Origin of the sequence: Sulfuritortus calidifontis (assembly GCF_003967275.1) — a bacterium.
In the GTDB taxonomy this organism is placed as follows: domain Bacteria; phylum Pseudomonadota; class Gammaproteobacteria; order Burkholderiales; family Thiobacillaceae; genus Sulfuritortus; species Sulfuritortus calidifontis.
The window spans coordinates 1,392,794-1,418,556 of record NZ_AP018721.1 but is presented as its reverse complement, the minus strand read 5'-3'; the positions used below and the strand labels follow the sequence as shown (position 1 = coordinate 1,418,556).

Below are 25,763 nucleotides of genomic sequence, written 5' to 3'. Positions count from 1 at the left end.
TCGTTGCGACGCCGGTTACGGCTGGTTGTCCAGCAGGCGCTTGACCGGGCCGAAGCTTTTCCTGTGTTCCGGCGTGATGCCATGCGTGGCCAGGGCGGCGAGATGATCTGCCGTAGGATACCCACTGTGCCGGTCGAAGCCATACTGAGGGTAATACCTAGCTAGTTCGCTCATCACCTTGTCCCGTTCGGTCTTGGCCAGGATCGAGGCCGCCGATATCGCCGGTTCCAAGGCGTCGCCCTTGACAATGGCCTTGCTCGGGTAGGGTAGTTCAGGACAGGTATTGCCGTCCACCCAGACCTCGCCGGGGGCGATGGCCAGATTTGCGACACTGCGGCGCATGGCCAACAGTGTGGCTTGCAGGATGTTCAGGCGGTCGATTTCCTCGACGCTGGCCCAGGCCACCGACCAAACCAGGGCCTGCTGCCGGATCACCTCGGCGAGTTGCTCGCGCTTGGCGGCCGAAAGCTTCTTCGAATCCTTCAGGCCTTCGATCGGCCGGGCCGGATCGAGGATGACCGCTGCGGCGCAGACCGGCCCGGCGAGCGGGCCGCGGCCGGCTTCGTCGACGCCACAGATCAGGATTTTGCTCATTTACTTGAGATAGGGCGCGATGGCCTCGGCGATGAGGCGAGGCGTGTCGCGCCGCAGTGCACGCCGTATGCCTTCGAAGGCATCGAGCATGGTCTCGCGGGCCAGGCGATTCTCCAGCAGGCGCAATATCGCCTCGGCCAGCAGTTCGGGCTGTGCCTGCTTCTGGATCAGCTCTGGCACTACCATCTGACCGGCCACGATGTTGGGCAGGCCGATGTAGGGCAGGTAGGCCTGGCGACGCATGATCTGATAGGTCAGCCAGGGCACCTTGTAGGTGATGACATGGGGACACTTCAGCAGCGCGGCCTCCAGGGTGGCAGTGCCGGAGGCGACCAGGGCGGCGTCGGCCGCCTGCAGGGCATCGTGGGCGTGGCCGAACAGGATGCGGATGGGCAGTTCGCTCGCCTGGAGGCGGTAGATGGCCTCCTCGAAATGCAGGCGGGTCTCACGGCTGATCAACGGGATCAGAAACTGGGCTGTCGGACGACGCTCATGGAGCTTGCGCGCCGTCTCGATGAAGGTATCGGCCAGGAGCTTGAGCTCGCTCTGCCGGCTGCCGGGCAACAGGGCGATGTATTCGCCGTTCGCGCGCAGGCCCAGCCGCTCACGTGCCCCCTTGCGATCTGACTGATCGGGCAGGGCATGGGCGAGAGGGTGGCCGACATAGGTCGCAGGGATGTCTGCCTCGGCGTAGATGGCCTCCTCGAACGGGAAGATCAGCAGCATGTGCGAGACCGCCTTGCGGATCTTCTTGATCCGGCCGCGGCGCCAGGCCCAGACCGAGGGGCTGACGAAGTGCAGGGTGGGGATGCCGCGGCGCTTGAGCCGGCCCTCCAGGCCGAGGTTGAAATCCGGGGCGTCGATGCCGATGAACAGGCGAGGCTGGGCAGCCAGCAGCTTCTGGGCGAGTTGTCGCCGGATGGCGAGAATGCGGCGCAGGCTGCCCAGGGCTTCGACATAACCGCGGACGGAAAGGGTCTCCATCGGAAACAGTGAGCGTACACCCAGGCCCTGCATCTTGGGCCCGGCAATGCCTTCAAACCGGGCGTTCAGGCCGGCCTGCTGCAGGGCCTTGATCAGCAGGCTGCCGAGCAGATCGCCCGAGGCCTCGCCGGCGACGATGCCGACTGCAGGCGCGTTAATCCCCTCGTTCTTCACTGCGGGCGCTCCCGATCAACGAATGATGCCGCGGCCAGGGATGGCCAGGAATTCCGTTAGCGGGGCGAGTTCCGGCTGGGTGGCGGCCTCGGCCTGGATCGCCGCATTGGCCTCATTCAGGCCCAGACCCGATTTGTATAGGGTCTTGTAGGCCCGCTTGATCGCCGCGATCGCCTCGCTGCTGTAGCCGCGGCGTTTCAGGCCCTCGGCATTGATGCCGTAGGGCGCGGCCGGATTGCCGGAGGCGGTGACGAAGGGCGGTACGTCCTGACGCACCACCGAAGCGATGCCGGTGATGACATGGGCGCCAACTCGGCAGAACTGGTGCACGCCGGTGAAACCGCCGAGGATGACATGGTCGGCGATGTCGACGTGGCCGGCGAGCGAGGCGTTGTTGGCGAAGATGGTGTGGTCGCCGACCGTGCAATCGTGGGCGATATGGACATAGGCCATGATCCAGTTGTGGCTGCCGATGCGGGTGACCCCCTTGTCCTGCACGGTGCCGGTGTTGAAGGTGCAGAACTCGCGGATGGTGTTGTGGTCGCCGATCTCCAGCCGGGTCGCTTCGCCGGCGTATTTCTTGTCCTGCGGCTCTTCGCCCAGGGAGACGAACTGGAAGATGCGGTTGCCGCGGCCGATGCGGGTGTGGCCGGTGATCACGGCATGGGGGCCGATGCGGCAATCGTCGCCGATTTCGACGTGCTCGCCGATGAGGCTGTAGGCACCGATCTCGACATTGCTGCCGATCCTGGCATTGGGGTGGACTATCGCGGTGGGGTGGATCATCGGCGGGCCGCTCACTCCACGGTGCGCAAGGTGCACATCAACTCGGCCTCGCAGGCGAGCTGGCCGTCGACCAGGGCTTGGGCGGTGAATTTCCAGATGCCGCGCATGTTCTTGGTGATGGCCACCTCCATGCGCAACTGGTCGCCTGGGGTAACCGGCTTCTTGAACCGGGCGTTGTCGATGCCAACGAAATAGACCACGGTGTTCTCGGTCACCGGCATGTCGGCGCTCTGGAAGGCCAGGATGCCGGCGGCCTGGGCTAGGGCCTCGATGATCAGCACGCCCGGCATCACCGGGTGGTGCGGGAAATGGCCGGGGAAGAAGGGCTCGTTCATGGTGACGTTCTTCAGCGCGACGATGCGCTCGCCCTTGTGGATCTCCAGCACGCGGTCCACCAGGAGGAAGGGATAGCGGTGCGGCAGGTGGCGCATGATGCCCTTGATGTCCATGGCGGGGCCGGAACTTGCTTCGGTGCTCACGAGGATTTCCTTTCCAATTCAGAGATGGTTTTTTCGAGCGCGCGGATGCGCTCGTGCATCTGGTCCAGATGTCGCAGGTGAGCGGCGTTGCGCTTCCAGTCGCCATGCGCCATGAAGGGCTGGACCGAGGTATAGGTGCCGGCTTCCCGGATCGACTTGCCGACGAAGGTACCGGCCGAGACGGTGACCCGGTCGGCGATATCCAGGTGACCGATGATCATGGCGGCGCCGCCGATCTGGCAGTAAGCGCCGATTCGGGTGCTGCCGGCGATGCCGACGCAGGCGGCGATCGCCGTGTGGGCGCCGATGCGCACGTTGTGGGCGATCTGGATCAGGTTGTCCAGCTTGGCACCACGCTCGATCACCGTGTCATCCAGCGCGCCGCGGTCGACGGTGGTGTTGGCGCCGATCTCGACATCGTCTTCCAGGACGACGGCGCCGACCTGGGGCACCTTCAGCCAGTGGTCGTCTTCCCAGGCCAGGCCGAAGCCGTCGGCACCAATGACGGCGCCGGAATGCAGGATGACCCGGTCGCCAATGCGGCAGCCGGCGTAGATGGTGACGTTGGCGTGCAGCCGGCAGCCGGCGCCGATCTTGACGCCGCGACCGATGACACAACCGGCGTCGATCCGGGTCTGCGGACCGATACTGGCACCCGGTTCGATGACGACGTTGGCTCCGATTCGGGCGTCAGCGGCGACGCTGGCATCGTCGGCGATGTTGGCACTGGGATGGATGCCGGGGCTGGCCGAAGGCTCGGGGTGGAACAAGGCGACGGCCCGGGCGAAACTGACATGGGGATTGGCCACGATCAGGCGGGGCTGATCGACCCGCTCGGCCAGGGACGGCGGTACCAGCAGGGCACCGGCCCGGCTGGCCTGGGCGGCGGCGAGATGCTTGTCGTTGACGAGGAAACTGATCTGGTCGCTGCCGGCATGTTCGAGCGAGGCGACACCGCGATAGCGAAGGCCCGCGTCACCCAGCACCTCGCCGCCCAAAAAGGCCTTCAGTTCGGCCAGGGTGTAGCCAGACGACATCAGTGCAGCCTGGTGTTCAGCGCTCGAGCGCCTTCAGGACCTTGTCGGTGATGTCGACGCGGTTGCTGGCGTAGACGGCGTTTTCGATGATGAGGTCGAAATCCTCTTTCTTGGCGATGTCCAGGATGATCCGGCGGGCCTTTTCGTGGATGCCGGCGAATTCCTCGTTCTTGCGCTGGTTCAAGTCTTCACGGAACTCGCGCTGGGCGCGCTGGATGTCTCGGTTGAGGTTGGCCAGTTCGCGTTCTTTTTTGGCCCGCTCGGTTTCGGACAGGGTGAGGGCCTCTTTTTCCAGGGTGGCTTGCAGATCGCGTGCCTGCTTGATCTGTTTCTGCAGTTCCTGATCGCGAGCGGAGAACTCCTTCTCCAGCTTTTTTTGTGCCTTGGCCGAGAGGGCCGAGTCGCGGAACACCCGCTCGGTGTTGACGAAGCCGATCTTGAGGTCGGCGGCGAACGCGGGCTGCGCCAGGGCCAGGCCCATAAGCAGTGCGGCGGCGATGATCTTCATGTACTACATCTCCTGCGAATCAGAATACCGAGCCCATCTGGAACTGGAAGACCTGGGTCTTGTCGTCTTCCTTGGCGTTGATCGGCTTGGCCAAAGAGAACTTGAGCGGCCCGAATGGCGACTGCCAGGTGACGCCGATGCCGGCCGAATAGCGCAAGTCGCTGAAGGAAATCTCGCTGTAGCGGCCCTGGGTATCATAGGGGCCGAAGGCGGCGCCGATGTCCATGAAGGCACTCATGCGCAGGGAACGATCCTTGCCCGAGCCGGGCAGGGGAAAGAACAGTTCGGCATTGCCGACCAGGCGCTTGTCGCCGCCGATGGCATTGCCCAGATAGTCCTTCGGGCCCAGGGTGCCGGAGTCGAAGCCGCGCACCGAGGTGTTGCCGCCGGCGAAGAAGTTACGGAAGAAGGGCATGGGTTTGCCGCCGTAGCCGCCGCCGTAGCCGATCTCGCCGTTGAGCATCAGGGTGAAGGTTTGGCTGAGCGGGAAGAATTGCTGGTACTGGTAACTCAGCTTGTAGTACTTGAGGTCACCCACCGGCGTGCCCGCTTCGGCATAGGCCCGCTGGTAATAGCCCTTGGTCGGCCAAGTCAGACTGTCCCGGGTGTCCCGGGCCCAGCCGGCATCCAGGCGCAGGCTGTTGGTGGTGACGCCGCTCGCCGTGCCGCCGAAGTCCGTGGCGAATTGGACATAGTTGGATGGGCTCGTCGAGTTCAAATCGAGGCTATATTGTTCGACCGCGGCACCGAGATGGATGGTGTCCAGCTCGTTGAGCGGCACGCCGAGACGGACGCCGGCGCCGAGGGTGGAGGTGCTGTAGGTGCTGACCGCGTCCAGGTTGCTGGTATCGGTGTCGCGGCGGTAGATATCGTAGCCCAGGCTGACGCCGTCCTGGGTGAAATAGGGGTTGGTGAAGGACAGGGCATAGACGGTGTTGACGCTGCCGCTGTTCATTTGCAGCGACAGCCGGTTGCCGGTGCCGAATAGGTTGTTCTGCGAAACCGAGCCGGACAGGATCAGGCCCTCGCCGCTGGAGAAGCCGGCACCGAGCATGACGCTGCCGGTGGCCTTTTCTTCCACCGAGACGTTGACGTCAACCTGGTCGGTCGTGCCGGGGACTGGCGGCGTCTCGATGTTGGTTTCCTTGAAGTAGCTCAGGCGCTCCACCCGCTCGCGCGAGCGGTTGATCTTGTCGGCGGCATAGTGGCTGCCTTCCATCTGGCGCATCTCGCGCCGGATCACCTGGTCCTGGGTCTTGGTGTTGCCGGCGATGTTGATGCGGCGGACGTAGACCTTGCGGCCCGGGTCGACCAGGAAGGTGAAGGCGACCTGGCGCTTTTCCTTGTCGAGCTCGGGGGCGGCGTTGATGTTGGCGAAGGCATAGCCGTCGTTGCCCAGGCGATCGGCCATCTTCTTCACCGATTCGTTCAGCTTTTCGCGGGAGAAGACATCGCCGGCCTTGAGCGAGACCAACGCGGTCAGGTCCTTCTCCGGCACGGGCAATTCACCGGCCACTTTGAAGCCGGACACCGTGTATTTCTCGCCCTCGGTGATGTTGACGGTGATGTAGATGTCCTGCTTGTCGGGCGTGATCGAGACCTGGGGTGAGTCGATGCTGAATTCGAGATAGCCCTGGTTCATGTAGTGCGAGCGCAGGACCTCCAGGTCGGCGGTCAGCTTCTGCTTGGAATACTGGTCGTTCTTGGTCCACCAGGTCAGCCAGCCCGGGGTGCGCAGGGCGAACAGGTCGAGCAGATCCTTTTCCTTGAAGGCCTTGGCGCCGACGATGTTGATGGCGCGAATCTTGGCGATCTCGCCTTCGCTGACCTCGAAGCTGACGGCAACCCGGTTGCGCTCGAGCGGCGAGGTGCGGGCGACGACCTCGACCGCGTACATGCCACGGTTGTAGTACTGGCGCTTGAGTTCCTGCTCGGCCTTGTCCAAGAGCGACTTGTCCAGGATGCGGCCTTCGGCCAGGCCCAGTTGCTTGAGGCCGGCCTTGAGCTCGTCCTTGGAGAATTCCTTCATGCCGACGAAATCGATCTGGGCGACGGCGGGGCGCTCCTCGACCTGGACGATCAGCACGCCCTCCAGCACTTCCAGGCGCACGTCCTTGAAGAAGCCGGTGGCGTAAAGGGCCTTGATCGCGGCGGCGGCCTTCTCGTCGGTCAGGGTTTCGCCGACCTTGACCGGCAGGTAGCTGAAGACGGTGCCGGCCTCGGTGCGCTGAATGCCTTCGACGCGGATGTCTTTGACCTGGAACGGCTCGAAGGCCTGAGCTTGCGCGGCGATGAGCGCTGCAGTGAGCGCGGCGATGCCAGAGAGGTGTTTTTTCTTCATTGTGTCAGCAAACGCTGGAGGTCGTTGAACAAGGCGAAAAACATCAATACGCCCAACAGGGCCATGCCGATTCTTTGCCCGATCTCCTGCACCCGCTCGGGAACCGGCCGGCCGGTCACAACTTCGACCAGATAATACAGTAAATGCCCACCGTCCAGTAGTGGAATGGGCAGCAGATTGAGCACCGCCAGGCTGATGCTGATCAAGGCGAGAAAGGCGATGAAGCTGGCTATGCCGCTGCGGGCGGATTGCCCCGCGTAATCGGCGATGGTGATCGGGCCCGCGATGTTGTCGAGCGAGGCCTGGCCGATCACCATGCGGCCGAGCATCTCCAGGCTGAAGCTCGACAGTTCCCAGGTCTTGGCCAGGGCACGTACCACGGCGTCGCCGGCCGAATATCGCACCTGGGTCTGCAAGGCCTCGAAGGTGCCCGGTGGAATCTGCGGCGCGGCGCCGATCTTGCCGACACGCTGGCCTGCCTCATCGGCCGCAGTGGGGGTGACGTTCACGCGCAGGACCTGTCCCTGCCGGGCCAGTTCGAAGGTCAGCGCCTGGCCGGGTGCGCTGCGCACCTTTTGCACGAGTTCATGCCAGTTCGCGACGGCGACGCCATCCACGCTGAGGATGCGGTCGCCCACCCGCAGTCCGGCCAGCGCGGCCTGGCCACCGGCGACGACCTCGCCGAGCACGGGCGCGATGGCCGGTATATAGCGGGTCAAACCGGCGGCGCGGGCCGGGTCGGTCTCTTTCACGTCCGGCGCCAAGCCGCTCAAGTCGAGCTGGCGGAAATGCAGATGATCGGCGTTGTCGCGCGTTTCCAGGCTCAGGCGCTCGGCACCCAGGCCATGGCGCAAGAGCGACCAGTGCAGGTCCTGCCAGCTCTCGACCTTCTCGTCGTTGACACTGAGCACGGTCTCGCCGCTGCGAATGCCGGCGATATAGGCGGGCGTGCCGGCCGGCGGTTCGCCCAGGATCGGCTTCAGGGCCGGCACCCCGCTGAAGAAAAGCCCCCAGTAGATCAGGATGGCCAGCAACAGATTGGCGGCGGGGCCGGCGAAGACGATGGCGCTGCGCTTCCAGACATTCTGCCGGTTGAAGGCATAGGGCAGATCCTGCTCGGCGACCTCGCCCTCGCGTTCGTCCAGCATTTTGACGTAGCCGCCCATGGGGATGGCGGACAAGGCCCATTCGGTGCCGTGGCGGTCCTGGCGGCGGGCGATGACCTGGCCGAAGCCGACCGAGAAGCGCAAGACCTTCACGCCCATCAGGCGGGCCACCGAATAGTGGCCGAACTCGTGCACCACGATCAGGATGGCCAGGGTGACGAGGAAGGCGAGCAGGGTGGTCATTGCTTGGCAATGAAATCCCGGGCGATGGCGCGTGCTTCCTGGTCGATGGCGACCAGATCGTCGAGCGAATCGGCGCGGGCGCCGGCCAATCGCTGTAGGGCGTGATCCAGGGTCGCGGGAATGGCAAGGTAGGGAATGCGCCGGTCGAGGAAGGCGGCCACGGCCTCCTCGTTGGCGGCGTTGAGCACGGTCGGCGCCGTGGTGTCCGCCTGCAGGGCGTCGAAGGCCAGTTTCAGACAGGGAAAGCGGCGGGTGTCGGGGCTCTCGAAGGTCAGGCTGCCGGTCTTGGCGAGATCCAGCCAGGGGACGCCGGCCTCGATCCGCTCGGGATAGGCCAGGGCATGGGCGATCGGCGTGCGCATGTCGGGGTGCGACAGCTGGGCCAGCACCGAGCCGTCGAGGTACTCGACCATGGAGTGGACAATGCTCTGCGGATGAATCACCACTTCGATCTGCTCCGGCCTGGCGTTGAACAGCCAGTGCGCCTCGATCACTTCCAGGCCCTTGTTCATCATGGTGGCCGAGTCGACCGAGATCTTCTTGCCCATCACCCAGTTCGGGTGGGCGACGGCCTCTTCCGGAGTGACAGCGGCGAGGGTCTCGACCGGGCGGGTGCGGAAGGGGCCGCCCGAGGCGGTGAGCAGGATTCGGCGCACGCCATGTCTGGCCAAGTCGCCGTCGTAATTGGCCGGCAGGGACTGGAACACCGCATTGTGCTCGCTGTCGATCGGCAGCAGGATGGCGCCGCCTTCGCGCACGGCCTGCATGAAGAAGCGGCCGGCCATGACCAGGGTCTCCTTGTTCGCCAGCAGGATGCGCTTGCCGGCGCGGGCTGCGGCCAAGGCGGGTCTCAGGCCGGCGGCGCCGACGATGGCCGCCATGACGCTGTCGACCTCGGGCAGGGCGACCACCTGTTCCAGTGCGGCTTCGCCATGGAGCACCTCGGTCTGGCCGCCGCTCAACAGTTGTTGCAGGGCTTGTGCCCGCTGGGCATCCGGTACCACGGCATAGCGCGGCTGGAACCGGCGGCATTGCTCGGCCAGTTTGTCGATCTGGTTGAAGCCGGTCAGGGCGACGACGCGGAAGCGCTCGGGATGGCGCGCCACCACGTCCAGGGTGTTGACGCCGATGGTGCCGGTGGCACCGAGGATGATTAGAGCCTGTCTCATAAAATCCTATGGAGCGCGTTGCCGCTAGCAGGCCGTTGAAAAACGTAGCGAGGATGGCCAGATGCAAGGCGATTGGGGCGCAGCGACCGAGAAAACGAACGAAGTGAGTTTCGGCGTGGCCACATATCAAACAGATAGGCGAGGGAGCGAGCACCGCGCAACGCCGCAGATGGCCCACCGCAGTAGTTTTTCAACGGCCTGCTAGAAACGGATGGATGCAAGGCGCGGTGCGTGGGCAATGGTCGTTCCATTGCCAAGCGCCGCAACGCGGCAGACGCCGTTTCTAGCGGCAACCCTTCGGGACGGGGCGATTTTGCCACAGGCCTTTGTCGCGCACCGCTTGTTTGGAATGAGCAAATCGCGCGTTGCGCTTCGCGGCCTGCGTCAAAATCGCCGCCGTCGCGCCCACAGGATTTTATGAGACAGGCTCTTAGCTTGTGCATGGTCATCGTTTGCTTATCCGTGCAGCCAGAGCCAGAGCAAGGCGGCGATCGGCAGCACGGCCAGATGGCTGTCGACCCGGTCGAGCACGCCGCCATGGCCGGGCAGGAGGGTGCCGCTGTCCTTCACGCCGGCCTGCCGCTTGCACCAGGATTCGAACAGATCGCCCTCGATGCTGAGCACAAATAGCAGGCCGCTGGCGGCGACGAGTTGCATCAGGCACTGGCTGTCGCAGGCGAAATAGAGGCCGACGGCCAGGGCGGACAGGCCGACGGCGATGGCTGCGCCGAAGGCACCCTCCCAGGTCTTGCCCGGGCTGATGCGGGGCGCCAGCTTGCGCCGGCCAAAGGCGCGACCGGCGAAATAGGCGGCGCTGTCGGCGAGCGCGGAAAGGGCGATGGCTCCGAGCAGCAGGGTGGCCCCCTGTTCGCGCAGATAGAGCAGGGCCAGGCCGGCCGGCAGCAGCAGGAGCCAGCCGAGCAGCCAGCCCAGCGTGCGGCCAGGTAGCGGCCAGGCGCGGGCGAGCCAGAGCGGGACGATCGCCAGCCAGAGTGCCAGCGAAGCGAAATAGGCCGGAGCCAGATGCTGGATGCCGCTCATGGCCAGGGCGGTGGCCAGGATGGCGGTGAAGCCAACGAAGAGGTGGCTGAAGACCGGGCCGAAACTCAGCAAGCGGGTCCATTCCCAGGCGGCGGCGGCGAGGAAGAGGACGACCAGGCCGAGCCAGAGCGGGGCCGGGGCGGCGAACACCGCCAGGAGCAGGGCGGCGACCAGGCCCAGACCGGTGACGACCCGGCGGCTAGTGCTGGAGGAGCTGTTCGCTGGTGCGGCCAAAGCGGCGCTCGCGTTTCTGGTACCAGGCGATGGCCTGTTCCAAGGGCTTGGCCCCGAAGTCGGGCCAGAGGATGTCGGTGAAATAGAGCTCGGTGTAGGCCAGCTGCCAGATCAGGTAATTGCTGATGCGCTGCTCGCCGCCGGTGCGGATGAAGAGGTCGGGCTCCGGCGCGTAGGCCATGGACAGGTAGGGCGTCAGCGCGGCCTCGTCGATCTCCTTGGCGCCCGGGTGGTCGGCAAGCCAGTGGTTCATCGCATTGAGGATATCCCAGCGGCCGCCATAGTTGGCGGCGATGGTCAGCACCAGTTTCTCGTTGTCCGCGGTCTTTTCCTCACCCTCGCGGATGAGTTGCTGCAACTGATCGCTGAATTGGGAGAGATCGCCGACCACCTTGAGGCGGATGTCATTGCTGTGCAGCTTGTCGACCTCGCGCTCCAAGGCCATGACGAAGAGCTCCATCAGCTTGGACACCTCTTCCTTGGGTCGACGCCAGTTCTCGGAACTGAAGGCGAACAGGGTGAGATATTGGACGCCTTGCTCCATGCAGGTTCGGATCACGTCCCGCACCCGCTCGACACCCTGCTGATGGCCGGCGACCCGAGGCAGCATGCGCTTCTTCGCCCAGCGGCCGTTGCCGTCCATGATGATGGCGATATGGCGGGGAATGGCCGAGGTCTCCGGCACCTCGGCCGTGGAACTGAAGAATTTGCGCAACATGCGGCGCTCGTTCGCTCAGACCGCGAGCAGCTCTTTTTCTTTCTCGGCCAGGATCTTGTCGATCTCGGCGATGTACTTGTCGGTCAGCTTCTGGATGTCGTCTTCGGCGCGGCGGTTGTCATCCTCGCCGATTTCCTTGTTTTTCAGCAGATCCTTGACGTGGGCGATGGCATCGCGGCGGATGTTGCGCACGGCGACCTTGCCATTCTCCGACTCGCCACGCACCAGCTTGACCAGCTCGCGCCGCCGCTCTTCGGTCAGGGGCGGCATGGGCACGCGGATGATGTCGCCCATGGCGGCGGGGTTGAGGCCGAGGTCGGCCTCGCGGATGGCCTTCTCGACCTTGGCCATCATCGGCTTCTCCCAGGGTTGCACGCCCAGGGTGTGGGCGTCGAGCAGGGAGACGTTGGCGACCTGGTTGATCGGCGTCGGATTGCCGTAATAGTCGACCTTGACGTGATCGAGGATGCCGGTATGGGCGCGGCCGGTGCGCACCTTGGCGAAATCGGCCTTCAACGCCTCGACCGACTTCTTCATCTTGTCTTCGGCGGATTTCTTGATGTCGTTGATCATGCTTGTCTCCTAGGGGACGACGCGGGTGCCTTCGGCCTCGCCATGAACGATGCGTTTCAACGCCCCGGCCTTGAAGATGGAAAAGACCTGCAAAGGCATCTTCTGTTCCCGACACAAGGCAAAGGCGGCGGTATCGAGCACGCCCAGGTTTCGGGCGATCGCCTCGTCGAAGGTGAGCTCATCGTAGCGGGTGGCGCTGGGGTCCTTCTTCGGGTCGGCGCTGTAGACGCCGTCGACCTTGGTTGCCTTCAGCATCAGGTCGGCACCGATCTCGGCCGCGCGCAGGGCGGCCGCGGTGTCGGTGGTGAAGAACGGGTTGCCGGTGCCGCCGCCGAAGATGACCACGCGCCCGGCCTCCAGGTGGCGCACGGCGGCATCGCGCTCGAACGGCTCGCCGACGTGGGCGATGGTCACCGCGGTCATCACCTGGGCCGGCACGCCGGCGGCCATCAGGGCATCCTTCAAGGCCAGCGCGTTCATCACCGTGGCCAGCATGCCCATGCTGTCGGCGGTTGCCCGGTCCATGCCGGACAGGGCGCCGGTGGCGCCGCGGAACAGGTTGCCGCCGCCGACCACGATGCCGATCTCAACCCCCAGAGCGGCCACCTCATCGATCTGCTTGACGATGCCGGCCAGGGTCTCACCGTGATAACCGAAGGCGTCCGGCCCCATCAGGGCTTCGCCCGACAGCTTGAGCAGGATGCGACGGCAGGTGATGCTGGTCACGGCTCAGACCTTGGCCGCCGCAGCCACCTCGGCCGCGAAGTCGCTGACCTTCTTCTCGATCCCTTCGCCGACCAGGTACAGGGTGAAGCTGCCGATGCTGGCGCCCTTGCCTTTGAGCAACTGTTCGATGGTCTGCTTGTCGTCCTTGACGAAGGGCTGGCCCAGCAGGGTCACTTCCTTCAGGAACTTGGCGACCGAGCCTTCCACCATCTTCTCGACGATGTTGGCCGGCTTGCCGGATTCGGCGGCCTTCTCGGCGGCGATGCGGCGCTCGGTCTCGATCAGTTCGGCCGGCACGCCGGAGGCGTCCAGCGCCTTGGGCTTGGCCGCGGCGATGTGCATGGCGATGTCTTTCGCCAGGGCCTCGTCGCCGCCGACCAGGTCGACCAGCACGCCGATCTTGGAACCGCCGTGGATGTAGCTGGCCAAGGCGCCCTTGGCCTCGACGCGCACGAAACGGCGGATCGACATGTTCTCGCCGATCTTGCCGACCAGCATGGTGCGGGTTTCTTCCACCGTGGCGTCGCCCAGCTTCATGCCGGACAGGGCGGCCACATCGGCCGGGTTGTGCTTGGCCACCAGTTCGGCCAGGTTCTTGGCGAAGGCCAGGAAGTCGTCGTTCTTGGCGACGAAATCGGTCTCGCAGTTGACTTCGATGATCGCGCCCAGCTTGGCATCGGGGGCGATCCAGATACCGACCACGCCTTCGGCAGCGACGCGGCCGGCACTCTTGGCGGCCTTGCTGCCGAACTTGACGCGGATGATCTCTTCGGCCTTGGCCATGTCGCCGCCGGCTTCGTTCAGGGCCTTCTTGCAGTCCATCATGGGCGCGTCGGTGCGCTCACGCAGTTCCTTGACCATGGATGCGGTGATTTCCGCCATTTTCATTCTCCTGAATAGCTTGGATTGCAACACGCCCCGATTTCGGGGCGTGGATGTGATTCAAATTAAAAAGGGGCTTGCGCCCCTCGATCGCGCCTTATTCAGCCGCGGGATTGTCTTCCACCTCGACGTATTCGTCCTGGCTGGCAGCGACGATCTCCTCGATCACCTGCGCGCGGCCTTCCAGCACGGCATCGGCGATGGCGCGGGCATAGAGGCGGATGGCACGGCTGGAGTCGTCGTTGCCGGGGATGACGTAGTCCACGCCCTCGGGCGAGTTGTTGGAATCGACCACACCGATCACGGGGATGCCCAGCTTGTTGGCCTCGGTGATGGCGATCTTCTGGTAGCCGACGTCGACCACGAACAGGGCATCGGGCAGGCCGCCCATCTCCTTGATGCCGCCCAGGCTCTGCAGCAGCTTGTCATACTCGCGCTGGACCTTGAGCACTTCCTTTTTGGACAGGGTGTTCTCGGCCAGCAGGGCCTCCAGGTCCTTCATGCGCTTGACCGACTGCTTGACCGTCTTGAAGTTGGTGAGCATGCCGCCCAGCCAGCGGTGGGAGACGAAGGGCATGCCGCAGCGGGCGGCTTCCTCGGCCATGATGTCGCGGGCCTGACGCTTGGTGCCGACGAACATGATGCTGCCCTTGCGCTGCGCCAGCTGGCGCGCGAATTTCGCCGCCTCTTCGAACAGCGGCAGGGTCTTTTCCAGGTTGATGATGTGGATCTTGTTGCGATGGCCGAAGATGAACGGGGCCATCTTGGGATTCCAGTAGCGGGTCTGGTGGCCGAAATGGACGCCGGCCTCCAGCATTTGACGCATGGTCACGGACATGAAGGAACTCCTAAGTTAAGGTTTAGCCTCCATCCGCCAAACATCCCGCATGAGCGAGACACCTTAACGGGGCGGATGTGTGGATTACCCGGCCAATCCGGGAAGCCCGCGATTCTATCAGCGCCAACCGGCACGGGCAAGCCGAAAATGGCTTCAAAACCGCCACTTAGCGCGATTTCTTGCGCGCCTGTCGATCCAGTTCCTTCAGGTGCGCCAGCTTCTCGCCGATCTTGGCCTCCAGCCCGCGCGGCGTGGGCTGGTAGAAGCCGACTTCCGGCAGATCGTCCGGGAAGTAGGTCTCGCCGGCGGCATAGGCCTCCGGCTCGTCGTGGGCGTAGCGGTAGGCCCGGCCGTAGCCCAGTTCCTTCATCAGCCGGGTTGGGGCGTTGCGCAGGTGGATGGGCACCTCGCGCGAGCCGTCCTCGCGCACGAAGGCGCGCGCCGCGTTGTAGGCCAGGTAGCCGGCGTTCGACTTCGGGGCGCAGGCCAGATAGAGCACGGCCTGGGCCAGGGCCAGCTCGCCCTCGGGCGAGCCCAGGCGCTCGTAGGTCTCGGCCGCGTTCAGCGCGATCTCGGCGCCGCGCGGGTCGGCCAGGCCGATGTCCTCCCAGGCCATGCGCACGATGCGCCGGGCCAGATAGCGCGGGTCGGCGCCACCGTCGAGCATGCGGCAGAACCAGTAGAGCGCGGCGTCCGGATTGGAGCCGCGCACCGACTTGTGCAGGGCCGAGATCTGGTCGTAGAAGGCCTCGCCGCCTTTGTCGAAGCGGCGCAGGGCGGGGGAGAGGGCGCTGGCGGCGAATTCGGCGTCGACCTCGACCCGGCCGGCGGTGTTCGCCGCGGTCGCCAGCTGCTCGACCAGGTTGATGAGGCGCCGGCCGTCGCCGTCGGCAAAGCCGATCAGCAGCTTTTCCGCTTCGGCAGCCAGTTTCAGCTGGAGCCCGCCGCGCTCCAGGGCGCGCCGCAGGAGCTGGCCCAGTTCGGCCTCGGACAGCGCGGTCAGGACATAGACCTGGGCCCGGGAGAGCAGGGCGCCGACCACCTCGAACGAGGGGTTCTCCGTGGTGGCGCCGATGAAGGTGATCAACCCCGACTCGACATGGGGCAGGAAGGCGTCCTGCTGGGCCTTGTTGAAGCGGTGCACCTCGTCGACGAAGAGGATGGTCTGCCGGCCCATCGTCTGGTTGACCCGGGCCCGCTCCACCGCCTCGCGGATCTCCTTCACCCCGGCCAGCACGGCCGAGATCTGGATGAAATCGGCGTTGAAGTGCTGGGCGGTCAGCCGCGCCAGGGTGGTCTTGCCCACGCCGGGCGGGCCCCAGAGGATCATGGAGTGCAGGCGCCCGGCCTCGAACGCGAGCCGCAGCGGCTTGCCCGGCCCCAATAGATGCGCCTGGCCGATCACCTCGTCCAGGTTGTGCGGGCGCAGGCGCTCGGCCAGGGGGGCAGTGGCCGGCGGGGGGACGGGGGCGTTGGCGAACAGGTCCTGCATCAGGCGGAAACCATGCCGCCGGAGCCGGCGGCGTCGGGGTTGCCGCCTTGGAGCGAGGCGATCAGTGGGCATGAGACATTGCCCGCCTGGGCCCGGCAATCATGGATGAGTTGCGCCAGCGCCGCCTCCATCCGCCGCAAATCGTTCAGTCTTGCGCGCACCGCCACGAGCTTGCGTTCGGCCAGCCGCCTGGCCTCGTCGCACTGGCTGCCATCTTCCAGGCGCAAGAGATCGGCGATTTCGTCCAGGCTGAAGCCCAGCCGCTGGGCCGACTTCACGAAGCGGACCCGGCCGACATCGGCCAGGCTGTAGCGGCGGATGCGGCCATAGGGCCTGTCCGGCTGCGGCAACAGTCCCCGGCGCTGATAGAACCGGATGGTCTCCACATTCACCCCCGCCGCCTTGGCGAAGACGCCGATGCTCAGATTGTCCCGATTGGCCTCCATACCGCTTGCTTCCGTACCTTGCTACGGAAGTAAGGTTACGCCGTTCCTTCAGGATTCGAAAGGAGAAAACTTGTCGCAAGAAAAAGCCGGGCGTGGCGCCCTGATCGGCGGCGTCATTGCCGCCGTCGCCGCCTCCCTGTGTTGTGTCGGCCCCCTGGTGTTGGTCATGCTCGGCGTCGGCGGCGCCTGGGTAGGTAATCTCGCCGTGCTGGAACCGTTCCGCCCCGGGTTCCTGGGCGCGGCGCTCATCGCCCTGTTCTTCGCCTGGAAAAAAATCTACCGCGCCCCGACGGCGGCCGCCTGCACGCCCGGCTCGCTTTGCGCCCTGCCGCAGACCAACCGCGTCTACAAGGTGCTGTTCTGGATCGTGGCCGCGCTCATCGCGCTCGCCGTGGTTTTTCCCTACCTCGCCCCATTGTTCTACTGACCGGCTGCCTAGGAGTCTTGCCATGATGAAAAAGTCCATTCTCGCCGCGCTACTCGTTTTCGCCTGCGTGAGTTCCGCCTTCGCCGCCGTGCGCACCGTCACCCTGTCGGTGCCCGGCATGTACTGCGCGGTCTGCCCCATCACCGTGAAGAAGGCGCTGGATAAAGTGCCGGGCGTGTCCAAGGTCCATGTGTCGTTCGAGAAAAAGGAGGCGGTGGTGACCTTCGACGACACCAAGACCAGCGTCAAGGCGCTGGAGGAGGCCACCTTCGAGGCCGGCTATGAATCCAGCCTCAAGGCACCTGGCGCAGAAGGAAAAACCAAATGAGCGAGCTGATCCTCCACATCACGGGCATGACCTGCGAGCACTGCGCCGCGTCCGTGAAAGAGGCGTTGCTGTCGGTGCCCGGTGTGCGCGGCGCCGAGGTCTCCTACCCCGAGGCCACGGCCCGCGTGGCGGCAAAGGCCGGCACGCCGGTCACGGCACTGCTCGAGGCCGTGCGCGCCAAGGGCTACGGCGCGGCAGCCGGCGGCGGCGCGTGCTGCGGCACCACGCCCAAGACCGAAAGCAAACTCAGCGTCGCCATCATCGGCACCGGCTCGGCCGCCTTCGCCGCGGCCATCCGCGCGGCGGAGGAAGGCGCCGCCGTCACGGTGATCGAAGCCGCCACCGTCGGCGGCACCTGCGTCAACGTCGGCTGCGTGCCGTCCAAAATCCTGATCCGCGCCGCCCATGTGGCGCACCTGCAAGCGCAGCATCCGTTTCCGGGTCTCGCCAAACACGCGCCCGTGCTGGATCGCAAGGCGCTGGTCTCGCAGCAGCAGGCCCGGGTGGAAGAGCTGCGCCATGCCAAATACGAAGGCATTCTGGAAACCAACCCCGGCATCAACCTGCTGCGCGGCTTCGCTTCCTTCGAGGATGCGAAGACCCTGGTCGTGCGTCACGCCGACGGAACGGAAAAGCGCCTCACGCCCGACCGCATCCTGATCGCCACTGGCCGCTCGCCGCAGATCCCGGACGTGCCGGGACTCGCGGGCACGCCGTTCTGGACCTCCACCGAGGCGCTGATCGCCGAGGACACGCCGGACCATCTGATCGTCTACGGCGGCTCGGTGGTGGCGCTGGAACTGGCGCAGGCCTTCCTGCGCCTGGGCTCCCAGGTCACCCTCATCGCCCGCGGCTCACTGCTGTCGAAGGAAGATGCCGCAATCGGTGAGGGACTCAAAGCGGCCCTGATCGAGGAAGGCATGCGCGTGCTGACGCATACCGCTGTACAAGCCGTGCGCTTCGACGGCAAATCGTTCGAGCTGGAAACCAGCGCAGGAACAATCGGCGGCGACAGGCTGCTCGTCGCCACCGGCCGCAGGCCCAACACCTCAGGGCTCGCACTCGAGCGCGCCGGCGTGGCCGTGGATGCCAGCGGCGCCATCGTCGTGGACGATCACCTGCGCACCTCGGTGCCGCACATCTATGCGGCCGGCGACTGCACCCACTTGCCGCAGTTCGTGTACGTGGCGGCGGCGGCCGGAACCCGCGCGGCAGTCAACATGACCGGCGGCGACGCGGCGCTGGATCTTTCCGTCGTGCCCGCCGTGGTGTTCACCGATCCGCAAGTGGCCACGGTGGGGCTCACCGAAACGCAGGCGAACAAACTGGGGATGGAAACCGACAGCCGCACGCTTACGCTGGACAACGTGCCGCGCGCGCTGGCCAACTTCGACACCCGCGGCTTCATCAAGCTGGTGGCGGACAAACCCAGCGGACGGCTGCTGGGCGCGCAGGTGCTGGCGCCGGAAGCCGGCGAGATCATCCAGAGCGCGGCCCTGGCCATCCGGAACCGGATGACCGTGCAGGAGCTCGCCGGGCAGTTGTTCCCCTACCTCACCATGGTGGAAGGGCTGAAGCTGTGCGCCCAGACCTTCACCAGGGATGTGAAGGCCTTGTCCTGCTGCGCGGGATGAAACGGGTTTTCAGTCGTTGCCGATGACGTCGACGCCCCTCGGCGGGGTGAAGCGGAACAGCTCGGCCGCGAGGGCAGGGTTGCGCTGAAGTTTGGAAAAGCGCAGCAGGGTGGTCTGGCCGAAGCGGTCCTTGAGTTCCATCAGTTGCAATTCGCCGCCCTTGAAGCCGATGCGCACCCGCTCGAAGCTGCCTTCCTGACTCTTGGGCGTGGCCTCGACCCAGTCCAGGCCGTCCTGGCTGCCGGCCTCTTTGAGCTGGAAGAATTTTTCGATCTCGTTGTCGCCGGCGAGCAGGGCGGCCGGGCTTTCGCCCACGGCACGGTCGAAGGGGCGCACGCTGACCTGGGCCAGGTCCTTGTCGTAGATCCAGACCTGCTTGCCGTCGCCCACGATCAGCTGTTCGTAGGGCGTCTGATAGGTCCAGCGGAAGCGGTCCGGCCGTTGCAGTTGGAAGTGGCCGCCGGCCTCCTGGGTCTTGCGGCCCTTGCGGTCGTAGACCACCTGGCTGAACTGGGCACTCAGGGCCTGGGTCTGGCCGATGAAGGCCTGCAGGCGGTTTTCCGCCTGAACGGGCAGGGCGAGCAGGGCGAGGGCCAGGCCGAGAAACAGGTTTCGCATATCACTCACTTCGATTGGGCGCGATGACTTCGCGGTTGCCATTGCTCTGCATGGGCGAGACCAGGCCGGCCTTTTCCATGGCCTCGATCAGGCGGGCGGCGCGGTTGTAGCCGATGCGCAGATGACGCTGCACGGCGGAGATCGAGGGGCGGCGGGTCTTGAGCACCAGGGCCACGGCCTCGTCGTAGAGCGGGTCGGCCTCGGCATCGCCGCCTTCGCCGCCGCCTTCGGCCTCGCCGGTATCCGGCTCCTCCAGCACCGACTCGTCGTATTGCGGCGGGCCGATCTCGCGCAGGAAGGCGGTGACGCGGTGCACTTCCTCGTCCGAGACATAGGCGCCGTGCACCCGGCTGGGCACGCCGTGGCCGGGCGGCAGGTAGAGCATGTCGCCCTGGCCGAGCAGCGCTTCGGCGCCCTGCTGGTCGAGGATGGTGCGCGAGTCGATGCGGCTACTCACCTGGAAGGCGATGCGGGTGGGGATGTTGGCCTTGATCAGGCCGGTGATGACGTCGACCGAGGGCCGCTGGGTGGCCAGTATCAGGTGGATGCCGGCGGCGCGGGCCTTTTGCGCCAGGCGCGCGATCAGCTCCTCCACCTTTTTGCCGGTCACCATCATCAGGTCGGCCAGCTCGTCGATGACCACGACGATGTAGGGCAGGGTGGTCAGGCGCTCGGGGGCTTCCGGGGTGATGGAGAAGGGGTTGGTCAGCGGCTTGCCGGCCTTCTCCGCCTCCTGCACCTTGTTGTTGAAGCTGCCGATGTTGCGTACGCCCAGGGCCGACATCAGCTTGTAGCGCTTGTCCATCTCGTGCACGCACCAATTGAGCGCGACCGAGGCGAGCTTCATGTCGGTGACCACCGGCGCCAGCAGGTGGGGAATGCCCTCGTAGGCCGACATCTCCAGCATCTTGGGGTCGACCAGGATCAGCCGCACCTGCTCCGGCGTCGCCTTGTAGACCAGGGACAGGATCATGGCGTTGATCGCCACCGACTTGCCCGAGCCGGTGGTGCCGGCCACCAGCACGTGCGGCATCTTGGCCAGGTCGGCCACCACCGGGTTGCCGCTGATGTCCTTGCCCAGGCCGATGGTCAGCGGCGAGTGCATGTCGTGATAGACCTTGGCGCCCAGGATCTCGGATAGGCGCACGATCTGGCGCTGATTGTTGGGCAGCTCCAGCGCCATGCAGTTCTTGCCCGGAATGGTCTCGACCACGCGGATGCTGACCACCGCCAGCGAGCGGGCCAAGTCCTTGGCCAGGTTGACGATCTGGCTGCCCTTGACGCCGGAGGCGGGCTCGATCTCGTAGCGGGTGATGACCGGGCCGGGATAAGCGGCCAGCACCTTCACCTCGACCCCGAATTCGGACAGCTTGCGCTCGATCAGGCGCGAGGTGGCCTCGAGCGAGGCCTCATCCACGGTGACCGCCGCCTTGGCCGGCTCGTCCAAGAGGTGCAGCGGCGGCAGCTGGGCGTCCGGGATGTCGCGGAACAGGAAGGCCTGGCGCTCCTGATCGGAACGGTCGGACTGGGGAATCTCCAGGGCCGGCGGCTCGATCCGGATCGGCGGTTTGGCCTTGAGTTTCTTGCGCTCCTGTTCGACCACGGTCTCGCGCTCGATGGTGGCGGACAGGCCGGCCTTGCGGTCGCGCCGAGCCTGCCAGTAGTCAATGGCGCCGAAATAGGCCGTCTCCAGCAGGCGGCCCAGACCTTCGGCGACGTTGATCCAGGAAATGCCGGTGAACAGGCTGAAGCCGACGCCCCAGGTGACCAAGAGCAGCAAGGTGCCGCCTTCGAAGCCGAAGCCGCCGGCAACCAGGCCGGCGATGCCGCCGCCCAGGGCACCGCCCGGCGCCAGGGGCAAGTCGGCCGCAAGTTTGTAGAAACGCAGGGCCTCGATGGCGCTGCTGGAGAGCAAGGTCAGGCCGAAGCCGGCCAGGACCAGCCAGAGGCCGTGATGGTGCTCGGACTCGACCTCGCCGATGCGTCGATAGCCCCACCAGATCAAATAGAGCGCCAGGCCGACCCACCACCAGGTGGAGATGCCGAACAGGTAGAGCAGGAGATCGGAGAACCAGGCGCCGAAGGCACCGCCGGCGTTGTCGAGGTCGACGTGGTCGGTGGCCCGCGACCAGCCGGGGTCTTCCAGGCTGTAACTGGCCAGGATCAGGGTGAGGTAAAGCGCGACGGCCACCGCCACCAGCCACCAGGCCTCGCGCAGGACGCGGGCGACCTTCGGGGTCAGCGGCTTTCTGGCCGGTTTTTTGGCGACCGCGAAGCGTTTGTTGGGTTTGGCGAGCATGGCTCGCAACTATAAAGGAAAGCCACTGGCCATTGGAACGGGCGTTTCATGCGCAGGGCGGTCGATCAATTAGGCCGATCAATTAACTGTGCGCTTGCCGAACGGCCATCCGTATAAACAATACAATGTATATTATGTTAAATCATATAAAAATGAGGATGCGCTTGGAAAAGACGCAAACGCCCTCACCTCGAACTCAAGTGCCAAGCGGTTAATTGATTGGTGCTGATAGAATCCCGGTTCGCTGAATTCACTACCGCCATACGGTTTCTCAGGAGATTTCATGTCCACCAAGCACGCACAGCTCTTGATCCTGGGCTCCGGCCCCGCCGGCTACACCGCCGCCATCTACGCCGCCCGCGCCAACCTGAAACCGGTCGTGGTGACCGGTCTGCAGCAAGGCGGCCAGCTGATGACCACCACCGAGGTCGACAACTGGCCGGCCGACGTCAACGGCGTCCAGGGCCCCGAGTTGATGCAGCGCTTCCAGGCCCATGCCGAGCGGTTCAACACCGAGATCGTCTTCGACCACATTCACACCGCCAAGCTGACCGAAAAGCCGTTCACCCTGATCGGCGACTCGGGCACCTATACCTGCGATGCCCTGATCATCGCCACCGGCGCCTCGGCCATGTACCTGGGCCTGGAATCGGAGCAGGCCTACATGGGCCGCGGCGTCTCCGGCTGCGCCACCTGCGACGGCTTCTTCTACAAGAACCAGGAGGTGGCGGTGATCGGTGGCGGCAACACCGCAGTCGAAGAGGCGATCTATCTCGCCAACATCGCGAGCAAGGTCACCCTCGTCCACCGCCGCGACGTCTTCAAGGCCGAAAAGATCATGGTCGAACACCTGATGGAAAAGGTGAAGGAGGGCAAGATTGCCCTTGAATTGAATAGTGTTTTGGATGAGGTTCTGGGCGATAAGAACGGCGTCACCGGCATGCGCCTGAAGAACGTGCAGACCAACGCGACCAAGGAGATCGCCCTCGCCGGCATCTTCATCGCCATCGGCCACAAGCCGAACACCGACTTGTTCACTGGCCAGCTGGAAATGGACCACGGCTACATCGTGACCCAGGGCGGCCGCTTGGGTTTTGCCACCCAGACCAGCATCCCCGGCGTGTTCGCCGCCGGCGACGTGCAGGACATGATCTACAAGCAGGCCATCACCAGTGCCGCCTCCGGCTGCCAGGCTGCCCTGGATGCCGAGCGCTTCCTCGAAGGCAAGGCCTGATCCGGCTTGAACTTGTTCGTCTAAGCTCATGAAGAAAGGCGGGAAACCAGGCAAGCCATGGCTTTCCGCCCCCGCCTCTGAAGATATCGAGCTATTCCGCTCGGAAGTGGCGAATGCCATCCCGCTTGGCCCCCACGGCCGCTTTCTCCACCCTTTCGATCCCCCGCCTGCCCTGCCCTTGAGCCGCCTGCGCGACCAGCGCGAGGTGATGCTCGAATCGCTGACCGACCCTAGTGAGTGGGACGAGTCGACTGAGAATGGCGAGGAACTGGTTTATGTCCGATCCGGTATATCACGCCAGGTCCTGCGCCGTTTGCGCAATGGTGCGTGGCGGGCCCAGGCCGAACTCGACCTGCATGGCCTGACCCGGGCCGAGGCGAAGATCGAACTGGTCGAATTCCTGCACGAGTGCTTTCGCCGTGGCGCCCGCTGCGTGCGCATCATTCACGGCAAGGGCCTGGGCTCGCCCAACCGCGAGCCGGTATTGAAGCAGGCGGTGCGCCACTGGCTGGCCCAGCGCGAGGAGGTGCTGGCCTATGTCCAGGCCCGGCCGGCCGATGGCGGCGGCGGCGCGGTGGTGGTATTGCTGAAGAGCCGGCCGTAGGGTGCGTCATGCGCACCATCCCAATCGTTCATCTGGTGCGCAGGCGCACCCTTGCACTTTCAGGCCTCGACGATCTCCACCGGCGTATAGACCGGCACCCGGTCGAACAACTCAAGCAAGTCGGCGTTGCGCATGCGGATGCAGCCATGCGAGCGCGGCGCTTGTTCGAAGGCCTCGTCCGGCGTGCCGTGGATGTAGATATAACGGCGCATGGTGTCGCATGGCCCGAGGCGGTTGAAGCCCGGCTCCTTGCCCGACAGCCAGAGGATGCGCGAGAGTATCCAGTCGCGCTCGGGTGCAGTCTGGCCAAGCTCCGGCGTGTAGATCTCCCCGGTCGGCCGCCGGCCGACGAAGACGCTATTGATCGGCTGGTCGCCGCCGATCTTGGCCCGCACGACATGACGGCCGCGCGGCGTGCAATAACTGCCGCTCGCCTCGCCCGCCCCCTTGGCCGCGGTGGAGACCGGATAGCGCCGGATCAGCGCGCCGGCATCGTCCATGAGATCAAGCTCTTGGCGCGCGAGGTTAATCCTGATCTGCAAGAGGTTTTCCCTTCGATTGGGCCTGGCGCCGTTCGGCGAAGAAGGTGCTGAGCAAGGCACCGCACTCCTCCGCCAGCACGCCGCCGACGATCTCGGCATGGTGATTGAGGCGCGGCTCCTCATACAGATTGAGCACGCTGCCGGCCACCCCGGTCTTGGGATCATTGGCGCCGTAGACGATGCGCGCAACCCGGGCGTGGAACATGGCGCCGGTGCACATCATGCACGGCTCCAGGGTGACGTAGAGGGTGCAGTGCGACAAGCGGTAATTGTCCAGGCGCCCCGCGGCGTCGCGCAGCGCGCGCACCTCGGCATGGGCGGTGGGATCGGTGGTGGAGATCGGACAGTTGTAGCCGCGGCCGACGATTTCGCCGTCCTTGACCACCACCGCGCCGACCGGCACTTCGCCCGCCTGCCAGGCGATCTGGGCCTGGGCCAGGGCCTCGCGCATGAATCGGATGTCGTCTGTTGCACTCATGGCCCGTGAGTTTAGTGCGGTTTTTTCGTGCGGGGTTAAACTGCAAAGACAGGCACAAGAAAAAATCATCGTGAACAAGACCCTCCGCCGCGGTTCGATCATTCTCGCCCTTTTGGTCCTGGCCGCCGCCGCCGTCTGGTGGCTGAGCCGGCCCAAGCCCATCCCCGTTGTCCTGCACACCGTCGGCACCGGCCGGGTCGAGGCCACGGTGGCCAACACCCGGGCCGGTACGGTGGAGGCCTGCCAGCGCACCAAACTGTCGACCATGAGCGGCGGCCGCATCGATTTCCTCGGCGCCCGCGAAGGCGACCGGGTCAAGAAAGGGCAGGTCTTGCTCAGGCTATGGAACGAAGACCTGATGGCCCAGGTGCGTCTGGCCGAGGCCCAGCTGGCGACCGCGCGCAAGCAGATCGGCGAGGCCTGCGCCCTGGCCGAGGTGGCCGAGCGCGAGGCGGAACGCGCGGCCAAGCTCAAGGCCAACGGCTTCATCTCGGTCGAACGCGAGGACAGCGCCCGGGCCGAGGCCAAGGCCAAGCGCGCCAGCTGCGAGACAGCGCAGACCAACATCCGCCAAGCCGAAGCCAGGCTTGAACTGGCCCAGGCAGAACTCAAGCGCATGGTCCTGGTCGCCCCCTTCGATGGCATCGTGGCCGAGGTCAGCGGCGAGCTGGGCGAGATCAGTACCCCCTCCCCGCCTGGCATCCCCACCCCGCCGGCCATCGACCTGATCGACGACAGTTGCCTGTATGTGCTGGCCCCGATGGACGAGGTGGATGCGCCCTCGATCAAGCTCGGCCAGCCGGCCCGGATTACCTTGGATGCCTATCCTGGCCGGCATTTCCCGGCCCATGTGAAGCGGGTGGCGCCCTATGTCGTCGCGGTGGAGAAGCAGTCGCGCACGGTCGATGTCGAGGTTGCCTTTGATCACCCGAAGGAACTCGACCGGTTGCTGGTCGGCTACAGCGCCGATGCCGAGGTGGTGCTCGGCACGCGGGACAAGGTACTTCGGGTGCCGACCCCGGCCTTGCTCGAGGGCAAGCGGGTGCTGGTCTACCGCGAAGCGGACGGCCGCCTGGAAGAACGTCAATTGAAGACCGGCCTGTCCAACTGGGAATACACCGAGGTGTTGGAAGGCCTGAAGCCGGGCGAGCGCATCGTCGCCTCGCTCGAACGCGAGGGGGTCAAGGCCGGCGCCAGGGTCATGCCGGAATCGGCCAAGGGCCGCTAG

Annotated in this window: 27 protein-coding genes; 6 read left to right on the top strand and 21 right to left on the bottom strand. The window is 65.4% G+C overall.

All coding sequences use genetic code 11. The annotated features are described in order from the left end of the window. Positions 1-15: 15 nt before the first annotated feature. The 17 genes from rnhB to merR all read right to left on the bottom strand — a co-directional run bounded on the left by rnhB (position 16) and on the right by merR (position 16,371). A complete protein-coding gene (gene rnhB / locus EL388_RS07455; RefSeq protein ID WP_126461783.1) occupies positions 16-594 on the bottom strand; it encodes a ribonuclease HII in 579 nt (192 codons plus the stop codon). After that, a complete protein-coding gene (gene lpxB / locus EL388_RS07450) occupies positions 595-1,752 on the bottom strand; it encodes a lipid-A-disaccharide synthase (RefSeq protein WP_232019058.1) in 1,158 nt (385 codons plus the stop codon). 15 nt (positions 1,753-1,767) lie between these two features. After that, positions 1,768-2,538 (bottom strand): acyl-ACP--UDP-N-acetylglucosamine O-acyltransferase, encoded by a 771-nt coding sequence (gene lpxA / locus EL388_RS07445; protein WP_126461780.1) that lies wholly within the window; start codon positions 2,536-2,538, stop codon positions 1,768-1,770. A gap of 11 nt (positions 2,539-2,549) precedes the next feature. Further along, positions 2,550-2,987: a 3-hydroxyacyl-ACP dehydratase FabZ gene (gene fabZ / locus EL388_RS07440; RefSeq protein ID WP_126464044.1), complete on the bottom strand. Its 438-nt coding sequence runs from the start codon at positions 2,985-2,987 to the stop codon at positions 2,550-2,552. A 26-nt stretch (positions 2,988-3,013) separates the two neighbouring features. Then, on the bottom strand, positions 3,014-4,054 hold the full coding sequence (lpxD, locus tag EL388_RS07435; RefSeq protein ID WP_126461777.1) for a UDP-3-O-(3-hydroxymyristoyl)glucosamine N-acyltransferase: 1,041 nt from the start codon (positions 4,052-4,054) through the stop codon (positions 3,014-3,016). 16 nt (positions 4,055-4,070) lie between these two features. Further along, positions 4,071-4,562, bottom strand: coding sequence for an OmpH/Skp family outer membrane protein (locus EL388_RS07430; protein WP_126461774.1), 492 nt, complete (start codon positions 4,560-4,562; stop codon positions 4,071-4,073). Between the two features lie 19 nt (positions 4,563-4,581). After that, the gene (bamA, locus tag EL388_RS07425) at positions 4,582-6,903 is read right to left on the bottom strand and encodes an outer membrane protein assembly factor BamA (protein ID WP_126461771.1); all 2,322 of its coding nucleotides are present in this window, start codon (positions 6,901-6,903) and stop codon (positions 4,582-4,584) included. After that, a complete protein-coding gene (gene rseP, locus EL388_RS07420; RefSeq protein WP_126461768.1) occupies positions 6,900-8,252 on the bottom strand; it encodes an RIP metalloprotease RseP in 1,353 nt (450 codons plus the stop codon). Before rseP ends, bamA begins: the two co-directional genes overlap by 4 nt. Then, entirely contained in the window at positions 8,249-9,421 is a 1,173-nt protein-coding gene (ispC, locus tag EL388_RS07415; RefSeq protein WP_126461766.1) for a 1-deoxy-D-xylulose-5-phosphate reductoisomerase, read from the bottom strand. Before ispC ends, rseP begins: the two co-directional genes overlap by 4 nt. A gap of 456 nt (positions 9,422-9,877) precedes the next feature. Then, positions 9,878-10,696: a phosphatidate cytidylyltransferase gene (locus tag EL388_RS07410; RefSeq protein ID WP_126461763.1), complete on the bottom strand. Its 819-nt coding sequence runs from the start codon at positions 10,694-10,696 to the stop codon at positions 9,878-9,880. Then, positions 10,662-11,414, bottom strand: a complete 753-nt coding sequence (gene uppS / locus EL388_RS07405) for a polyprenyl diphosphate synthase (protein WP_126461760.1) — start codon at positions 11,412-11,414, stop codon at positions 10,662-10,664. Before uppS ends, EL388_RS07410 begins: the two co-directional genes overlap by 35 nt. 15 nt (positions 11,415-11,429) lie before the next feature. Further along, on the bottom strand, positions 11,430-11,987 hold the full coding sequence (gene frr, locus EL388_RS07400; protein ID WP_126461757.1) for a ribosome recycling factor: 558 nt from the start codon (positions 11,985-11,987) through the stop codon (positions 11,430-11,432). A gap of 9 nt (positions 11,988-11,996) precedes the next feature. After that, entirely contained in the window at positions 11,997-12,713 is a 717-nt protein-coding gene (gene pyrH / locus EL388_RS07395; RefSeq protein ID WP_126461755.1) for a UMP kinase, read from the bottom strand. Positions 12,714-12,716: 3 nt separating this feature from the next. After that, positions 12,717-13,595: a translation elongation factor Ts gene (gene tsf / locus EL388_RS07390; RefSeq protein ID WP_126461752.1), complete on the bottom strand. Its 879-nt coding sequence runs from the start codon at positions 13,593-13,595 to the stop codon at positions 12,717-12,719. 97 nt (positions 13,596-13,692) lie between these two features. Continuing rightward, positions 13,693-14,433, bottom strand: a complete 741-nt coding sequence (gene rpsB / locus EL388_RS07385) for a 30S ribosomal protein S2 (RefSeq protein ID WP_126461749.1) — start codon at positions 14,431-14,433, stop codon at positions 13,693-13,695. A 166-nt stretch (positions 14,434-14,599) separates the two neighbouring features. Beyond that, complete coding sequence (locus tag EL388_RS07380; RefSeq protein WP_126461747.1) at positions 14,600-15,925, bottom strand: replication-associated recombination protein A; 1,326 nt, start codon at positions 15,923-15,925, stop codon at positions 14,600-14,602. Further along, positions 15,925-16,371, bottom strand: coding sequence for an Hg(II)-responsive transcriptional regulator (gene merR / locus EL388_RS07375; protein ID WP_126461744.1), 447 nt, complete (start codon positions 16,369-16,371; stop codon positions 15,925-15,927). Before merR ends, EL388_RS07380 begins: the two co-directional genes overlap by 1 nt. A gap of 70 nt (positions 16,372-16,441) precedes the next feature. Here merR and merT point away from each other — a divergent pair, with 70 nt between their 5' ends. From merT to merA, 3 genes are read left to right on the top strand one after another with little or no spacing between them, the layout of a single operon-like run. Next, positions 16,442-16,798, top strand: a complete 357-nt coding sequence (merT, locus tag EL388_RS07370) for a mercuric ion transporter MerT (RefSeq protein ID WP_126461741.1) — start codon at positions 16,442-16,444, stop codon at positions 16,796-16,798. A 25-nt stretch (positions 16,799-16,823) separates the two neighbouring features. Next, entirely contained in the window at positions 16,824-17,126 is a 303-nt protein-coding gene (gene merP / locus EL388_RS07365; protein ID WP_126464043.1) for a mercury resistance system periplasmic binding protein MerP, read from the top strand. Further along, positions 17,123-18,760, top strand: coding sequence for a mercury(II) reductase (gene merA, locus EL388_RS07360; protein ID WP_126461737.1), 1,638 nt, complete (start codon positions 17,123-17,125; stop codon positions 18,758-18,760). Before merP ends, merA begins: the two co-directional genes overlap by 4 nt. A 9-nt stretch (positions 18,761-18,769) precedes the next feature. Here merA and lolA read toward each other — a convergent pair whose 3' ends face one another. After that, positions 18,770-19,378, bottom strand: a complete 609-nt coding sequence (gene lolA, locus EL388_RS07355; protein WP_126461734.1) for an outer membrane lipoprotein periplasmic chaperone LolA — start codon at positions 19,376-19,378, stop codon at positions 18,770-18,772. A 1-nt stretch (position 19,379) separates the two neighbouring features. Then, positions 19,380-21,677 carry a DNA translocase FtsK gene (locus tag EL388_RS07350; RefSeq protein ID WP_126461730.1) on the bottom strand — a complete coding sequence of 766 codons (2,298 nt, stop codon included), beginning with the start codon at positions 21,675-21,677 and terminating at the stop codon, positions 19,380-19,382. A 283-nt stretch (positions 21,678-21,960) separates the two neighbouring features. Between EL388_RS07350 and trxB the strand changes: the two genes are divergently transcribed. Next, a complete protein-coding gene (trxB, locus tag EL388_RS07345) occupies positions 21,961-22,911 on the top strand; it encodes a thioredoxin-disulfide reductase (RefSeq protein WP_126461727.1) in 951 nt (316 codons plus the stop codon). Positions 22,912-23,017: 106 nt separating this feature from the next. Next, positions 23,018-23,515, top strand: coding sequence for a Smr/MutS family protein (locus EL388_RS07340; RefSeq protein ID WP_232019056.1), 498 nt, complete (start codon positions 23,018-23,020; stop codon positions 23,513-23,515). 59 nt (positions 23,516-23,574) lie between these two features. On the opposite strand, the gene EL388_RS07335 is transcribed toward EL388_RS07340, so the two are convergent. Next, a complete protein-coding gene (locus EL388_RS07335) occupies positions 23,575-24,057 on the bottom strand; it encodes a L,D-transpeptidase (protein ID WP_126461725.1) in 483 nt (160 codons plus the stop codon). Continuing rightward, positions 24,041-24,535 carry a tRNA adenosine(34) deaminase TadA gene (tadA, locus tag EL388_RS07330; protein WP_126461722.1) on the bottom strand — a complete coding sequence of 165 codons (495 nt, stop codon included), beginning with the start codon at positions 24,533-24,535 and terminating at the stop codon, positions 24,041-24,043. Before tadA ends, EL388_RS07335 begins: the two co-directional genes overlap by 17 nt. Before the next feature lie 70 nt (positions 24,536-24,605). Here tadA and EL388_RS07325 point away from each other — a divergent pair, with 70 nt between their 5' ends. Then, complete coding sequence (locus EL388_RS07325) at positions 24,606-25,763, top strand: efflux RND transporter periplasmic adaptor subunit (protein WP_338057639.1); 1,158 nt, start codon at positions 24,606-24,608, stop codon at positions 25,761-25,763.

Excerpts from the sequence above, each read along its gene's own strand:
- rnhB (WP_126461783.1), bottom strand. The coding sequence starts at position 594 with ATGAGCAAAATCCTGATCTGTGGCGTCGACGAAGCCGGCCGCGGCCCG.
- lpxA (WP_126461780.1), bottom strand. The coding sequence starts at position 2,538 with ATGATCCACCCCACCGCGATAGTCCACCCCAATGCCAGGATCGGCAGC.
- fabZ (WP_126464044.1), bottom strand. The coding sequence starts at position 2,987 with ATGGACATCAAGGGCATCATGCGCCACCTGCCGCACCGCTATCCCTTC.
- lpxD (WP_126461777.1), bottom strand. The coding sequence starts at position 4,054 with ATGTCGTCTGGCTACACCCTGGCCGAACTGAAGGCCTTTTTGGGCGGC.
- EL388_RS07430 (WP_126461774.1), bottom strand. The coding sequence starts at position 4,562 with ATGAAGATCATCGCCGCCGCACTGCTTATGGGCCTGGCCCTGGCGCAG.
- bamA (WP_126461771.1), bottom strand. The coding sequence starts at position 6,903 with ATGAAGAAAAAACACCTCTCTGGCATCGCCGCGCTCACTGCAGCGCTC.
- rseP (WP_126461768.1), bottom strand. The coding sequence starts at position 8,252 with ATGACCACCCTGCTCGCCTTCCTCGTCACCCTGGCCATCCTGATCGTG.
- ispC (WP_126461766.1), bottom strand. The coding sequence starts at position 9,421 with ATGAGACAGGCTCTAATCATCCTCGGTGCCACCGGCACCATCGGCGTC.
- uppS (WP_126461760.1), bottom strand. The coding sequence starts at position 11,414 with ATGTTGCGCAAATTCTTCAGTTCCACGGCCGAGGTGCCGGAGACCTCG.
- frr (WP_126461757.1), bottom strand. The coding sequence starts at position 11,987 with ATGATCAACGACATCAAGAAATCCGCCGAAGACAAGATGAAGAAGTCG.
- tsf (WP_126461752.1), bottom strand. The coding sequence starts at position 13,595 with ATGGCGGAAATCACCGCATCCATGGTCAAGGAACTGCGTGAGCGCACC.
- rpsB (WP_126461749.1), bottom strand. The coding sequence starts at position 14,433 with ATGTCCGTGACCATGCGTCAAATGCTGGAGGCCGGCGTCCATTTCGGC.
- EL388_RS07380 (WP_126461747.1), bottom strand. The coding sequence starts at position 15,925 with ATGCAGGACCTGTTCGCCAACGCCCCCGTCCCCCCGCCGGCCACTGCC.
- merR (WP_126461744.1), bottom strand. The coding sequence starts at position 16,371 with ATGGAGGCCAATCGGGACAATCTGAGCATCGGCGTCTTCGCCAAGGCG.
- merP (WP_126464043.1), top strand. The coding sequence starts at position 16,824 with ATGAAAAAGTCCATTCTCGCCGCGCTACTCGTTTTCGCCTGCGTGAGT.
- merA (WP_126461737.1), top strand. The coding sequence starts at position 17,123 with ATGAGCGAGCTGATCCTCCACATCACGGGCATGACCTGCGAGCACTGC.
- lolA (WP_126461734.1), bottom strand. The coding sequence starts at position 19,378 with ATGCGAAACCTGTTTCTCGGCCTGGCCCTCGCCCTGCTCGCCCTGCCC.
- EL388_RS07350 (WP_126461730.1), bottom strand. The coding sequence starts at position 21,677 with ATGCTCGCCAAACCCAACAAACGCTTCGCGGTCGCCAAAAAACCGGCC.
- trxB (WP_126461727.1), top strand. The coding sequence starts at position 21,961 with ATGTCCACCAAGCACGCACAGCTCTTGATCCTGGGCTCCGGCCCCGCC.
- tadA (WP_126461722.1), bottom strand. The coding sequence starts at position 24,535 with ATGAGTGCAACAGACGACATCCGATTCATGCGCGAGGCCCTGGCCCAG.